Source organism: Candidatus Frankia nodulisporulans, from assembly GCF_902806475.1.
In the GTDB taxonomy this organism is placed as follows: Bacteria; Actinomycetota; Actinomycetes; order Frankiales; family Frankiaceae; genus Frankia; species Frankia umida.
The window spans coordinates 16,152-29,894 of sequence record NZ_CADCWS010000005.1; the positions used below are offsets into that span (position 1 = coordinate 16,152).

The window sequence follows — 13,743 nt, forward strand, 5'->3', positions numbered from 1 at the left end:
CCGGTCCACCGCCGCCGCGGCGCCGATCTTCAACGGAGCGTCAACCCGGGGCCGGCGCCAGGTGCAGCAGCGGATCACGTCCGCCGAGGGTGCCGCGGGAGGCGAGCACGGCGAAACGGGCGAACATCTGCTCGCTGTACCAGCCGACCTCCGGGGTGCGCCGCACCACCTCGGCGTGCGCCGGCCGGCCGTAGGCGAACCGCCGCAACGAGGCGGTGTCGTGCCACAGGCTGAACGTCCCGGTCAGACCGACCGGTGCCTCCCCGATCCCGGCGGAGAACAGCAGCCCCTCGGCCTGGGCGAGGTCGGCGACCACCGCCGGCACGGCCCGGCGGAAGGTCAGGGTGTGCCGGGCGGTGAGCCGGGCCCGGGTGATCACCGCGATCCGGGCGTCCTCGGCCGCGGTGGGCCAGTGCGCGGTGCTCGGGTCACCGAACGGTTCCCGCCGCGACCACTGGCCCCGCGCGGACAGAGGATGCAGATCGATACGCCAGCGTTCCTCGGCCAGGGCCGCCCAGGCCCGGATCGGCGCCGAGCGTTCGAACGACCGCGCCGCCGACGGGGTCTCCCAGACCGACAGCATCGCCCACTGCCGCGGGTCGGCCCCACGCATGCCGAGGCTGTTCGCCGAGCCCGTCCCCAGCAGTTTGGCGAACCGTAGCCCGCTGATGTGGCGCAGCGCCGCCCGGTCGGTGGCCACCCGGGCCACGGCATGCCCGACCCGGCGGCGGGGGACCCGCCAGAAGTCGACGGTCACCAGCGGTGCGCCGGCTCCCGTGGGACCCGACGGATTCGACGAGCTCGTCCCAGTCATCCGCGCATCTCCTCTGATCCGCGTACCGACACACAGTGATGTTCACCTGCGCATCGAGGTCAGGCACAGCAGGGCTTCGTGGGGGGTGCCGTACTTGCGGGTGAAGGCGGCGCCCACCGTGTCGGCACCGTCGTTGTCCCGCAGGGGCACCACCCGCCAGTGCCCCTCGGCGCCCAGCGGATGGGTGCCGACCGTGGGCAGCGTGGCCACCAGATCGTCGGGGCCGCCGCCGTGCAGCAGCGCGTGCAGCTCGGGACAGTGCAGGTAGACGGCGTCGTCCACGCGGACGTAGGCGCAGCGCACCTCGAGCGGGTCGGCGTCGGTCGAGGACACCCGCAGCGTCACCCGCAGGTAGTCGTCCAACGGGACGCTGCCCGTCGGGCCCCACATCCGGTCGAAGTACTGCTCGACGAACTGGACGAGGGTGGAGGAGATCGTCGCCTCGTGCTGGGTCGCCGCGGACGAGGAGACCCCGACCGGGAAGCTCGACACCAGCGCGCCGGTGTCCCACCGGTGGTAGCTCGCCAGCGGCTGCTCGGCGTAGAGCCGAACGCCCAGGCGGGCCTGCCCGACCGGGTCGAGCCGGGCCCGCAGCTCGGCCAGCGCCAGCAGGTTCGCCCGGATCAGTGCCGAGACGTCGACGCGGTGCCCGAGGTCGGCGGCGCGGGCGTTGGCGGCCGGAGAGTCGGGGTCGAGCAGCAGGATCTGCACGATCGCGCCGGCCGCGACGGCGGTCCGCAGGGCGCCGGTGAAGATCTCCCGGTGCGGTGCGATGACCAGGTCCGTCCAGGTGTTCAGCAGTCGGACGCTGCGCCGGGAGCCCGCCACCCGGGCGGTGAAACCGGCCGGGTCGAAGGTATCGAGCAGCCGTCCGCCGGTGAACTGGGCGGGTTCGGTGGCCATCGGCGCGGACAGTCGACGTTCGGCCGCGGCCAGCTCGGTGGATCCGCGTTCGCGCAGCAGGGTGACGGCCTGCTGCCAGGACCGGCGGGCCGCGGGCTGATCGCCGAGTTCGGCCAGGATGTCGCCGCGGCGCACCAGCACCCGCGGTTCCCAGACCGGGTCGGGTAGCTCCGCGAGCATCGGCAGGCACTCGTTGTAGGCGGTCAGCGCCTGCTCGGGCCGGTGCTGGTAGCGGTAGAGATCACCGAGTCGGCGCTGGGCCTGGGCCTGGAGCGGACGGTTGCCCAGGTCCCGCGCGATCGTCAGGCTCATCGTCAGGCAGGTGATGGCGTCGGTGAGGTCGCCCCGATCGCCGTACGTCATGGCCAGGCTGACCAGGGTCTCCGCCTCGGCGCGGCGGGCACGGGTGCGCCGCATCGTGTCAAGCGCCGCCTCGAAGTGCTCGAACGCGCTGGTCTGCTCGCCCCGGCCGCGACAGGTGCTACCCAGACCGCGTACCGCCCGTGCCTCCCCGAGGTCCGCTCCGAGCCCAGCCAGGTTCTCCCGGGCCCGGGAGAACCGTGCGGTGGCCAACGCCAGATGGTCGGCCGCCCGCCGGTCGACGGCCACCGCCGGCTGTCCACCCGGGTCGCGTCCGGCGGCGTCCAGCCGCCAGAACGCCTCCTCGAAGGCCAGTGTCATCTCCCGCTCACCGAGGTTGGTCAGCAGCTCCGCCTCGGCCTGCCGGTCGCCGCCGCGGCGCGCCGCGGCCAGACCCAGCTCGTGCGAACGGTCCCAGTCCGACCAGTGCGCCCCGAACAGGTAGAAGTCGGCGGCCTCGGCGGCGAGCAGCCAGGTCGGCTGGTCCAGACCGGCCGTGGCGGCCTGTTCCAGCAGCGCGAGCAGGTTCGACCGCTCGGCGGCGAACCAGACCAGCGGACGGTGCGTCAGCTCGAGGAGCGCGGGGCCGCCGACCTTTTCCGGGGCGCGGTCGGCGATCCGGGTCGGGATCGCCGCGGTCGGCCGCAACGCCGGCATCCCGCCGGGGCTGAAGGTGGCGACCGCCGTACGCAGCATCACCAGATAGGCGTACAGCAAGCGCTCGAGTGTCGCGGCGTGTTCGGCTGGCAAAGGTACCGGTATCGCGGTCAGGGGACCCGCGACCACGCCCCCGGTGGGGGCGGCGTCGACGGCGAGTCGCCGGTCGACCCCACCTTCGGGCTGGTGCGGGCGCCGTCCGTCCGCCTCGGGAGGGTCCGTCTCGGGATCGTCCGTCTCGGGATCGTCCGCCGACCGCGCGCCGGCCGCGTGCTCGGCCAGCAGCTCGCGGGCGAACACCCGCAGCAGGTCGTGGAAGCCGTACCGTTCGATGCCGCTGGGGTCCGGACCACGCCGTTCCAGCAGCTGTGCGTCCGCGAGCTGGTCCACGAGGTCCTCGGTCTTGTTCACCTCGCGGGCGAGGACCGCGGCCGCGGCCCAGGCGGTGAAGTCGCTGACTCCCGGCAGGGAGAGCAGCCGGAAGGCACGCTGTTCGTCCGCCGGTCGGCCGTCGTAGCTGAGCTGGAAGCTCGCCCGGATCTCCAGGTCACCGAGCTCCAACCAGGTCAGCCGATCGCGTTCCGTCGACAGGCGGGTGACGATCCGCGACAGTCGCCAGTGGGGATGCCCTTCGAGCTTGCGGCCGGCGATCTTGATCGCCAGTGGCAGATAGCCGCACAGCCCGACGATGTCACGGGCGGCCTTCTCCTCCATGGCCACCCGCTCGGCCCCGACGACTCGCTCCAGCAGCAGCACCGCGTCGTCCGGGATCAGCACGTCGAGCACCCGACACGGCATGGTCAGCCCGGACAGCCGTGGTCGGCTGGTGACGATCACCGCGCATCCCGGGCCGGACGGGATCAGCTGCCGCAGCTGCGCCTCGTTCGCCGCGTTGTCCAGCAGGATCAGCGCCTGGCGGGTGGACAGCAGCTGCAGGTACATCTCGACCAGATCGTCGGGGTCGGTCGGCACCGCCGCCCGGCTGACCCCGAGTGCCTGGACGAACCTGGTCAGCACCAGCACGGGTTCCAGCGGCCGGCTGGTGCCGCGCAGGTCCACGTACAGCACGTCGGTGAAGTGCGCGCGGATCTGATGCGCGATGTGGACGGCCAGGGCGGTCTTGCCGGTCCCGGCCTTGCCGGCGTAGGCGATGGCCACCGTGCCCTGGGTGAGCGCCGCGGGCTCCGTGAGCAGCGCCAGCGCGTCGGCCTGGAGGGTGTCACGCCCGGTGTACTCCTCGACGTCCGGCGGCAGTGAACTGCCACCGCGGGCGGGTGCCGTGACGACGACGGGGCGGTTCAGCGACCGCGGTGGTGTCCAGGCCAGCGACGGTGCTCCGCGTAGCACGTCCTCCTGCATCCGGCGCAGCAACGGGGATTCCAGCCCCAGCTCGTGCCGGGCGGCGAGTCCCGCCTGGCAGGCCCGGGCGGCGTCGTCGACCCGGCCGTCGCGGTAGAGGGCCAGCGCCAGCTCCCGGCGTAGCCCGTCGTCGGTGGGATGCAGGTCGACCTGCAGTTTCAGCTCGCCGAGCAGCTCCCGGTGGCGGCCCAGCGCCAGGTCCGCGTCGATCCTGGTCTTGGTCACGTCCAGCTGCAGTTCGGTGAGCGCGTTGACATAACTGTGCGCGAACGGATGGTCGGCCACATCCGCGAGTGACGGCCCGCGCCACAGCGACTGGGCCTCCTGCAACGGGGCGATCGCGCTGACCGGGTCGCCGTCCTCCACCGCCCGCCGACCCTGCGCCAGCAGCCGGCGGGCCCGGTTCGCATCGATCTGCTCCGGGCGGACGTCGAGCATGTACCCCTCGCCTCGACGCTGCAGGACCTGGGGACCGGGGCCGGCCTCGATACGCCGCCGCAGCTCGCTGACATGGGTGCGCAGCGTGCCCTGCGCCCGCTCCGGCGCGGCTTCCCGCCAGATCGCGTCCAGCAGCCGGTGCGTCGGCACGACCCGGCCGACCTCGAGCAGCAGCACGGTCAACAGCACCTTGCGCTGGGTGCCGCCGATCGCCAGCGGAACGCCGGCCACGGTGAGCTCCAGCGGACCAAGGATCGCGAACCGCAGACTGTCGCGTTCGGGCATCGGGTCCTCTCGTCCAGTCCGCACCTGGCGCCGACTGGAGATCATCTGCGACGCCGTGCGATGAGTATCCACCGCAGCGTGCGCCGTGAGGGGGCGAGCCGGCAACCACCGATTCGACCTGACCGGTGTCACCTGCGCGTCACCGCCGTCGCGTGAGCATGCCCCGGGTGGTCACGAGTGTGCGATCGAGGAGCGTGCGCGGTGCTCTGACCACGGATTATCCGGTCCGCGCCGGCGGGTTCGCGAGCATCCGCCGGTCGCTGCACCGCTGTCGTCGCCGTCTTCGATCAACAGAGTGTCAACCCTTGTGGTTGAGGTGGGGGGAACGGTCTGTTGATCCCCCGGAGGTGCACTGAGTCGGACGACATCGACGAACGACGGGCGACGGGCGACCGGGAGGCCGGTCCTGCCGCGGAGGTGAGACGCACAGATGGCCACGACAAGGAGCACGACGCCGAGGGCGACGACGGGAGCCCCGGAGCATGATCCGGTGGGCGTGCTGCCCCGGCGGGCCGGCGGCCTGCCGCACGAGCTGGTGCTGCGCAACGCCCCAGGCGGGAACCGGGCGGTCCGGCAGGTGTGGTTCGAGGTGGACGAGGCCGGCGTGCTCGCCGACTGGGACGAGCGCGACCGGGTCGAACTGATGGCCGCGGGACGTCCCTTCGTACTCGAGCGTGACCTGGACGGACGGGGGGTGCGGTTGGTCGAGCCGATGGGGCGTGACCCGGTGGCCGCCTTCACCCGGGCGCGGGTCGGCGGACGGGTGCTGCTGGCCGACGGGACGACGCTGCGCTGGCTCCAGCCGACCCGCGGCGTCTTCGAGAGCGGCCTGGTGGGCTACCGGGACGCCAGCATCGTCCGGTTCGCCATGGACGGCACGGCGTTCGTCTTCGCCGCGCTCGAGCTGGCCGGGCCGGCGCGGGTGGGTTCGGGGGATACCGGTCGGGGGGATCTCCCGAACCCACGGCGGGGCTGGCTGCCCGACCTGGTCGCGCTGCTGGTGCTCAGCTGGTTCGTGCGGTTGCTGGAAGTGCGGCCTACCCCGTCCGTCGACATTCGCTCAGGCGTTCGCCACCTGGGTGTTTGACGGGCCGGCCGGCGGAGGCTACCTTTTCTCGTATTCGAACTTGTGTTCGACTTCGGGGAGGGCGTCATGCCGACACCACACGGCGATCCACGTGGAAATCCGGGCGGGGTGTCAGGTCGGTCCTTCGGGGCCGGCCCCGGCGGCGAGGGCGTCCGGGCGCAGGCTGTGCGCGCCGCGGCGTCCCCGGCCGGCGGGGCGCCCGAGCGTGCCCTGCTGCCTGCCGCCGGGCTTCCGCACCGCTCTCGGGACGAGCTGCTCGCCGCGGCCCGCCACGGTCTCGACGAGGCCGAGTACGCCACCTGTATCCCGCAGCGGTACGCCCAGGCCCATCTGGCCGCCCTGCGGGCGGCCGCGGCGGTGCTGGCCGATCGGGCGCGGCCCCGGCCGGGGCGGCGTGGCCGGCCGCTGAGCGCCTGGTGCCTGCTCGTGCGGGTGGCTCCCGAGCTGGCCGAATGGGCTGACTTCTTCGCGGCGGGCGCCAGGCGCCGGGCCGCGGCCGAGGCCGGGTTGAACGTGGTGGGTCGCCGGGAGGCCGACGACCTGATCCGTCAGGTCCACCTGTTCCTCGGCGCGGTGGAGCAGGCGCTGGGGCTGCCCTCCCAACCGGTGCTGGCCGGTAGCGGGCCGGCGGCGCGGGCCTAGCCGGCCGTGGTTGCTCCGGCGGCACGGGCCGCCCCGCAGAATCTCACCGCCCTGCGGGAGATCACCCGGATTCCGGCGCGACGGGCCGGGCCGGCCGGTGAGCGGCTGGTGCCGACGGTGCCCGCCCTGGCCGCCCTGCTCCCCGAGGAGGGGTTGCGTCGAGGGACGACGGTCACGGTCACCGGCTCCGCGTCTCTGGTGCTGACGCTGCTGCGCGGCCCCTCCCAGGCGGGTGGGTGGTGCGCGGTGGTGGGCTTCGCCGAACTCGGTCTGCTCGCAGCGGCCGAGTCGGGGATCGCGCTGGAGCGGCTCGCCCTCGTACCGGCGCCAGGGCCGCGTTGGCCGGTGGTCGTGGCCGCGCTGCTCGACGCGATGGATGTCGTGGTGGTCCGCCCGCCGGCCGCGCCCGGGGCGGCCGGCGGGCGGTTGATGGCCCGGGCCCGCGAACGTGGGGCGATCCTGGTCGCTGTCGGGGCCTGGGAAGGAGCTGACCTGGGCCTGGTCGCGATCGAGCGACGGTGGGAGGGCGTCGGCGCCGGGCACGGCCACCTGCGGATGGGCCACCTGCTGGTGGAGGTATCCGGGCGCGGCGCGGCCCGTCGGCCCCGCCGCGGCTGGCTGGCGGGCACCGGCCTGGCCGAGGCCGGGCCCCCCGGTGTGGAGGCCGCGGCGGTGCCGCTGCGCCCGGCGGGGGTGGCCTGATGCCGGTGCGGATGCTGGCCGTGCACTACCCGCACTGGCCGGTCGTGGCCGCTGGATTCGCGGCGGGGGTGCCCGCCGCGGTGCTGGCCAGCGGGCGGATCGTGGCGGTGACGCCGGCCGCCCGGCGGCTGGGCGTCCGCCCGGGGCAGCGGCGCCGGGAGGCCCAGGCCCGCTGCCCGGAGATCACCCTCGTGGCGCAGGACCCGGGTCGCGCCGCCCGTGTCTTCGAACCCGTGGTGGGCGCCGTCGAAACGGTGATCCCCGGTGTGGAGGTGCGTGCGGCCGGTACCTGTGTCGTCCCGGCTCGTGGCGCCGCCCGGTACTTCGGGGGAGACCGGGCCGCGGTCGAGCAGGTCCGCCGGGCCCTGGCCGCGGCCTGGCCTGCCGTCGTCAGCCAGGCCGCCGGGCCCGGGCCGGGCACACCGACGGAGGCCGGGGCCGAGATCGGTGCCGGTGTCGGAGCCGAGGTCGAGGTCGGGATCGGCGTGGCCGACGGGCCGTTCGCGGCGGAGATCGCCGCGCGTACCGATGCCATCGTCGCGCCCGGTGGCACCCCGGCCCTGCTCGCCCCGCTACCCGTGGAGCTGCTGGGTGACGCCGATCTGGTCGATCTTCTGCGCCGGCTTGGTCTGGAGACGCTGGGCAGCTTCGCGGCGCTGCCCGCCGCCGACGTCGCTGAGCGGTTCGGTCCGGCCGGCTCGTGGGCGCACACCCTCGCCCGCGGCGCCGACCCCCGGGCCGTCACACCCCGGGAGCAGCCCGTCGACCTCGGGGTCGCCATCGCCTTCGACCCTCCGGCCGGCCAGGTCGAGCAGGCCGCCTTCGCCACCCGCCGCCTCGCCGAGGAGGTCCACGAACTACTGCGCGCCGCCGGGCTCGCCTGCACCGGCATCCAGATCGAGGCGGAGACCGACCGCGGCCAACGGCACACGCGGATCTGGCGCCACGACGGCCCGCTGTCCGCCGCGGCCACCACCGACCGGGTCCGCTGGCAGCTCGACGGCTGGCTGACCAGCACGGCCCTGTCCGCGCCACCTGGATCGGCGTCCGAGGGTCAGGTGGCGATCCAGGCGGGGCTGGTGCGGCTGCGGATCGAACCGGTGGGGCTGGTGCCAGCCGAGGGTCGCCAACTCGGCCTGTGGGGGGAGCCGGGCGCGGCCGCGGCCCGCGTCGCGCGCGCCCTCACCCGGGTGCAGGGGCTGCTCGGCCCGCAGGCGGTGCTCACCGCGGTCGTCGAGGGCGGGCGTGACCCCGCCGACCGGATTCGGCTGGTCCCCTGGGGGGAGCCCCGGGCGGCCGCTGGCCTGGATCGGCCGTGGCCCGGGACGCTGCCGGCGCCCGCCCCGACCCTGGTGCACCGCCCGGCGCTCGCGGCCGACGTGCTGGACGAGGCCGGCGAGCGGGTGCGGGTCAGCGGCCGCTGCACGGTGACGGCACCTCCCGCGCGACTGATGATCGGCGCGGAACAACCCCGGGCGGTCACCGGCTGGGCCGGGCCCTGGCCGGTCGACGAACGGTGGTGGGAGTCGGGGGCGCGACGCCGGGCCCGCTTCCAGCTGCGGGTGGCGGACGGCGGTGGGTACCTGCTCGCCCTGGTGGGCGGCCGATGGTGGGTGGAGGCCTCCTATGACTGATCCCGGTGGCCCGCCGGCGACAGGCTCTCGGCTGGTCGAGCCGGACGGCGGGGACGCCCCGGCCTGGTCGCGTCGACGCACGCCCTATCAGCCGCCGAGCACGGCACTGCCCGGCCCGGCCGGTCCCCAGGTGGCCTACGCGGAGCTGCACTGTCACTCCGCGTTCAGCTTCCTCGACGGGGCGAGTCAGCCCGAGGATCTGGTGGAGGAGGCGGTGCGGCTCGGGCTCACCGCGTTGGCGCTGACCGACCACGACGGGCTCTACGGGGTCGTCCGGTTCGCCGAGGCGGCTCGGGCGGTGGGGCTGCCCACCGTGTTCGGCGCGGAGATCTCCCTCGACGCGAGTGCCGCCCGTGCCGGGGAGGCCGACCCGGGCGGGGATCATCTGCTCGTCCTCGCACGTGATCCCGAGGGTTACCGGCGGCTGTCCGGTCTGCTCTCCGACGCCCACCTGGCCGGCGGGGAGAAAGGCCGGCTGGTGGCCCGGCCCGAGCGGTGCGCGCAGGCGGCCGGTGGCCACTGGCAGGTGCTCACCGGCTGCCGCAAGGGCACGGTCGCCCGGGCGCTCACCCGCGGCGGGCCACCGGCGGCCGGCATCGCCCTGGCCGAACTGGTGGCCCTGTTCGGCCGGGAGAACGTGGCTGTGGAGATCACCGACCACGGCCATCCACACGAGTCGGATCGCAACGACGCCCTCGCCGAACTCGCCCAGGCCGCGGGGTTGCCTCTGGTGGCCACCGGCAACGTCCACTACGCGGTGCCCGGCGCGGCCCGGCTCGCCGCGACGATGGCCGCGGTGCGGGCCCGGCGCGGTCTCGAGGAGATGGACGGCTGGCTGCCGGCGGCCGGCACCGCGCATCTGCGTTCGGGCGCGGAGATGGCAGCCCGGTTCGCCCGGTACCCCGGCGCGGTGGAACAGGCTGCGCGCCTCGGTGCGGCCTGCGCCTTCGACCTGCACTTGGTCGCACCGAAACTGCCCGACTTCCCCGTCCCGCCAGGGCACACCGAGGCCAGCTGGCTACGGCTGCTGACCATGCAGGGCGCGGCGCGCCGTTACGGTCCACCCGGTCGGGAACGGGTCGCCGGCGCCTACGAGCAGCTCGCCCACGAACTGACCCTGATCGAGCAGCTCGGTTTCCCCGGCTACTTCCTGATCGTCCACGACATCGTGGAGTTCTGCCGACGGCACCGCATCCTCTGCCAGGGGCGGGGGTCGGCGGCCAACTCGGCGGTCTGCTTCGCGCTCGGTGTCACCGGGGTCGACGCGGTCTCCTACGGTCTGCTCTTCGAGCGGTTCCTCGCGCCGGAACGGGACGGTCCGCCCGACATCGACCTGGACATCGAGTCCGGGCGGCGGGAGGAGGTGATCCAGTACGTCTACCGGCGCTACGGGCGTTCCCGGGCCGCGCAGGTCGCCAACGTGATCACCTATCGGCCGCGGTCGGCGGTCCGGGATGTGGCCCGGGCCCTGGGGTTCTCCGCCGGCCAGCAGGACGCCTGGTCCCGTCAGCTGGACCGGTGGTCCCTGCCCACCCAGGGCGGCGCCGAGCGGGAACACGACATCCCCTCCGCCGTGGCCGGGCTGTCCGAGCAGCTCCAGGGGTTCCCCCGACATCTGGGCATCCACTCCGGCGGCATGGTGATCTGTGACCGGCCGGTCGGCGAGGTGGTGCCGGTCGAGTGGGCCCGGATGCCCGGGCGCACCGTCATCCAGTGGGACAAGGACGACTGCGCGGCCGCCGGCCTGGTCAAGTTCGACCTGCTCGGGCTCGGCATGCTCGCGATGCTGCACAGGGCGTTCGACCTCATCCGCGACCATCACGGGCGGGACCTGGACCTGTCGTCCATTCCACCGGAGGACCCCGCCGTCTACGACATGCTCTGCGCGGCCGACTCCCTCGGGGTGTTCCAGGTGGAGAGCCGCGCGCAGATGGCGACGCTGCCGCGGCTGCGGCCCCGCCGGTTCTACGACCTGGTGATCGAGGTCGCGCTGATCCGCCCCGGCCCGATCCAGGGCGGCTCGGTGCACCCCTACCTTCGCCGGCGAGACGGCACCGAGGAGGTGGCCTACCCGCATCCGCTGCTGCGGCGAAGCCTGGCCAAGACCCTCGGCGTCCCGCTGTTCCAGGAACAGCTCATGCAGATGGCGATCGACATCGCCGGGTTCTCCCCGGCCGAGGCGGACGAGCTGCGGCGGGCGATGAGTGCCAGACGGTCCACGCGGCGCATCGAAGGGCTACGGGGTCGGCTCTACGCCGGAATGGCGGCCAGCGGCATCACCGGTGAACTCGCGGACGATCTTTACGCCAAGCTGTCCGCCTTCGCGAACTTCGGGTTTCCCGAGAGTCACTCGGTGAGTTTCGCGCTGCTCGTGTACGCCAGCTCCTGGGTGAAGCTCTACTACCCGGCGGTGTTCTGCGCCGCGCTGCTCAACGCGCAACCGATGGGTTTCTACTCGCCGCAGAGCCTCGTCGCCGACGCCCGCCGGCACGGGGTCGAGGTGCTGCGACCCGACCTCAACGCCTCGGCGGCGCAGGCGAGCCTGGCCGGGGAGCCACCGCGGATCCGGCTGGGGCTCGCCGGGGTCCGGCGGGTGGGGGAGGCGCTCGCACAACGCATCGTCGAACGTCGCGTGGTCGACGGTCCCTACGCGGACATGGCCGATCTGGTCCGTCGGGTCGGGGTGTCCGTCGACCAGCTGGAGGCGCTGGCCACCGCCGACGCGTTCGGCTGCTTCGGGCTGACCCGGCGCGAGGCGCTGTGGGCGGCGGGCGCGGTGGCACAGGCCCGGCCGGACCGGCTCGACGGCATGGTCTTCGGCGCCGATATCGGCGCGGTCGCGCCCTATCTGCCGGGGATGACCGAGGTCGAGGAGTCGGTGGCCGACCTGTGGGCGACCGGGATCACCACCGACGGCTACCCGACCCGGTTCCTGCGGGAACGCCTCGCCGCCCGGGGAGTGACCACCGCCGTCGACCTGCGGGCCGTGCTCGCCGGCCCGGCGGGTGCTCGTCGCCGGCGTCGTCACCCACCGGCAGCGTCCCGCGACCGCCGCCGGGACCACCTTCGTCAACCTGGAGGACGAGACCGGCCTGGTGAACGTGATCTGCTCGCCGGGCCTGTGGACCCGCCACCGCACGGTGGCACGGACCGCGACCGCCCTTGTCGTGCGGGGACGCGTCGAACGGGCGCAGGACGTGGTCAACGTGATCGCCGAGCGGATGTGGCCGCTGTCGGTCTCCGTTCCCCGCCAGTCCCGGGACTTCCGATGATCCAGATGTCGGCGGCCAGCGCGCTGTGTCACTATCGCTCACTATCAGTCAGCCATCTGGGTGCTGTCGGTGACGAGGCGGGAGTGCGTCGATGCGGGATGTACGGGTGCTGCGCGAGGTACGCATCCTCCGGGACACGCGGATCTCCCAGAACGCACGGGTGCTGCGGCACGCCTGGGGGCTCTCGGTCCTGGGCCTGTCGATCGGCGGGCTCGCGGTGGGCGTCGCGATCGGCCTCACCGTCGGCCGCTGACCCTGCCGTCTGCGCAAGCCTGCCGTCCCGCGCAAGCCCGTCGCCGTACCGCGAGCAGGAGTCGACACATGATCGAGGAGCTCGTGGCGGCATCCGATGTCAGCCTCGGTGACAGCGGAGCCGACCTGCGACAGGCGGCGATCTGGCCGGGAGTCTGGGCCCTGCTGTCCACCTGCGGGGTGCCGAGGCCACTGATCGTGGACGCCGGCGGCGGCAGCGGCGGGTTCGCCGTACCGATCGCGGCGGCCGGATATCCGGTGATCGTTGTCGACCCGTCCCCGGACGCGCTCGCCGCGCTGCGGCTGCGAGCGGCCGAACGCGGCCTCGGCCACCAGATCACCGCGGTGCAGGGCGACCTCGGTGACCTGGGCGACCTCGTCGGGGTGGGGCGGGCTGACGTGCTGCTGTGCCACTCGGTTCTCGACGTCGTGGACGATCCGGCGGCCGCGCTCGCCCAGGCGCTGCGGGTGCTGCGGCCAGGTGGGACGCTCAGCCTGCTGGTCGCGGGGCAGGGCGCCGCGGTGCTGCACCGGGTGCTCGCCGGGCGGATCGACGAGGCGTTCGCGGTGTTCACCGGGGAGCTGGGACGGGCTCCCCGGCCATCCCGGCGTTTCAGCGTGGCCGACGCCGTCGCACTGGTGCGCAGGGCCGGTGGGGAGGTGACGGATGTGCACGGAGCGCGGATCTTCACCGATCTGGTGCCCGGGGAGCGACTGAGCGACCCGCGGGTGGTCGAGAGCCTGCGCCGCCTGGAACTCGCCGCCGCCCGGCACGAGTCGTACCGGGATCTCGCCGCCCACCTGCACGTCCTCGCCCGCCGCCCGGCTCGACAGCCCCACATCGATGATCATGAATGAGGGGTGCGTGGGGGCGGGTGGCGCCGCGCGGGAGAGCACCATTGCGGACCGTGACCCACTCCCGGACCCTGCACGGGCCCACCGACGTCACCCGAACGGTGCACGCCACCGCCGTCGCCCTCGACCAGAGGCCGTCTGGTGACGGATATCGCACCGGGGTGGTGCTCCCGGCGGTGCGGTTACTCGGTGTGCACGCCGGCAATCTCGTGGCGGCCGGGACGTCCGGGAGCCAGTTCCGCCTCGGTGAGCGTTCCGCCAGCTGGGCGGAGCTGGACCAGGTCACCGACCGGGCCCGGTCGCGCTTCGGTGCGGCCGTCCTCGGACCCGTTTCGCCGCTCAACAGGCCAGGGCTGGCTGGCGGGCCCGCGGCGCCGCGCCGGTCGGGCGCGTCCGGCCGGCGCGAGCAAGCATGAACGGCGCGGCTGCGGGCACCGCAGGAAGGGAAGGGAATCGCGCGGTTCCGGCCGGCATGACGGGTTG

General features: G+C 74.0%; 9 protein-coding genes. 7 read left to right on the forward strand and 2 right to left on the reverse strand.

Annotation, left to right across the window (positions count from 1 at the left end):
* Window positions 1-40: 40 nt before the first annotated feature.
* Entirely contained in the window at window positions 41-814 is a 774-nt protein-coding gene (locus G6R24_RS01345; protein WP_163547336.1) for a spheroidene monooxygenase, read from the reverse strand.
* A gap of 42 nt (window positions 815-856) precedes the next feature.
* Window positions 857-4,816, reverse strand: a complete 3,960-nt coding sequence (locus G6R24_RS01350) for an AfsR/SARP family transcriptional regulator (protein ID WP_163547337.1) — start codon at window positions 4,814-4,816, stop codon at window positions 857-859.
* Between the two features lie 430 nt (window positions 4,817-5,246).
* Between G6R24_RS01350 and G6R24_RS01355 the strand changes: the two genes are divergently transcribed.
* The 7 genes from G6R24_RS01355 (at window position 5,247) to G6R24_RS01390 (ending at window position 13,676) form a co-directional block, all read left to right on the forward strand.
* The gene (locus tag G6R24_RS01355; RefSeq protein ID WP_225437980.1) at window positions 5,247-5,903 is read left to right on the forward strand and encodes a hypothetical protein; all 657 of its coding nucleotides are present in this window, start codon (window positions 5,247-5,249) and stop codon (window positions 5,901-5,903) included.
* Between the two features lie 108 nt (window positions 5,904-6,011).
* Window positions 6,012-6,545 (forward strand): SAV_6107 family HEPN domain-containing protein, encoded by a 534-nt coding sequence (locus G6R24_RS01360; RefSeq protein WP_225437981.1) that lies wholly within the window; start codon window positions 6,012-6,014, stop codon window positions 6,543-6,545.
* Between the two features lie 6 nt (window positions 6,546-6,551).
* Window positions 6,552-7,247, forward strand: a complete 696-nt coding sequence (locus G6R24_RS01365) for a hypothetical protein (protein WP_163547338.1) — start codon at window positions 6,552-6,554, stop codon at window positions 7,245-7,247.
* Window positions 7,247-8,881: a Y-family DNA polymerase gene (locus G6R24_RS01370; protein WP_217451618.1), complete on the forward strand. Its 1,635-nt coding sequence runs from the start codon at window positions 7,247-7,249 to the stop codon at window positions 8,879-8,881. The genes G6R24_RS01365 and G6R24_RS01370 overlap by 1 nt, the downstream gene beginning before the upstream one ends.
* Window positions 8,874-12,518, forward strand: coding sequence for an error-prone DNA polymerase (locus tag G6R24_RS01375; protein ID WP_476695815.1), 3,645 nt, complete (start codon window positions 8,874-8,876; stop codon window positions 12,516-12,518). The genes G6R24_RS01370 and G6R24_RS01375 overlap by 8 nt, the downstream gene beginning before the upstream one ends.
* Complete coding sequence (locus G6R24_RS01385; protein WP_163547340.1) at window positions 12,475-13,263, forward strand: methyltransferase domain-containing protein; 789 nt, start codon at window positions 12,475-12,477, stop codon at window positions 13,261-13,263. The genes G6R24_RS01375 and G6R24_RS01385 overlap by 44 nt, the downstream gene beginning before the upstream one ends.
* Complete coding sequence (locus tag G6R24_RS01390) at window positions 13,260-13,676, forward strand: DinB/UmuC family translesion DNA polymerase (protein ID WP_225437983.1); 417 nt, start codon at window positions 13,260-13,262, stop codon at window positions 13,674-13,676. The genes G6R24_RS01385 and G6R24_RS01390 overlap by 4 nt, the downstream gene beginning before the upstream one ends.
* Window positions 13,677-13,743: the final 67 nt, after the last annotated feature.

Coding starts and splice junctions, on each gene's coding strand:
- G6R24_RS01345 (WP_163547336.1), bottom strand. CDS start 814: ATGACTGGGACGAGCTCGTCGAATCCGTCGGGTCCCACGGGAGCCGGC.
- G6R24_RS01350 (WP_163547337.1), bottom strand. CDS start 4,816: ATGCCCGAACGCGACAGTCTGCGGTTCGCGATCCTTGGTCCGCTGGAG.
- G6R24_RS01355 (WP_225437980.1), top strand. CDS start 5,247: ATGGCCACGACAAGGAGCACGACGCCGAGGGCGACGACGGGAGCCCCG.
- G6R24_RS01370 (WP_217451618.1), top strand. CDS start 7,247: ATGCCGGTGCGGATGCTGGCCGTGCACTACCCGCACTGGCCGGTCGTG.
- G6R24_RS01375 (WP_476695815.1), top strand. CDS start 8,874: ATGACTGATCCCGGTGGCCCGCCGGCGACAGGCTCTCGGCTGGTCGAG.
- G6R24_RS01385 (WP_163547340.1), top strand. CDS start 12,475: ATGATCGAGGAGCTCGTGGCGGCATCCGATGTCAGCCTCGGTGACAGC.
- G6R24_RS01390 (WP_225437983.1), top strand. CDS start 13,260: ATGAGGGGTGCGTGGGGGCGGGTGGCGCCGCGCGGGAGAGCACCATTG.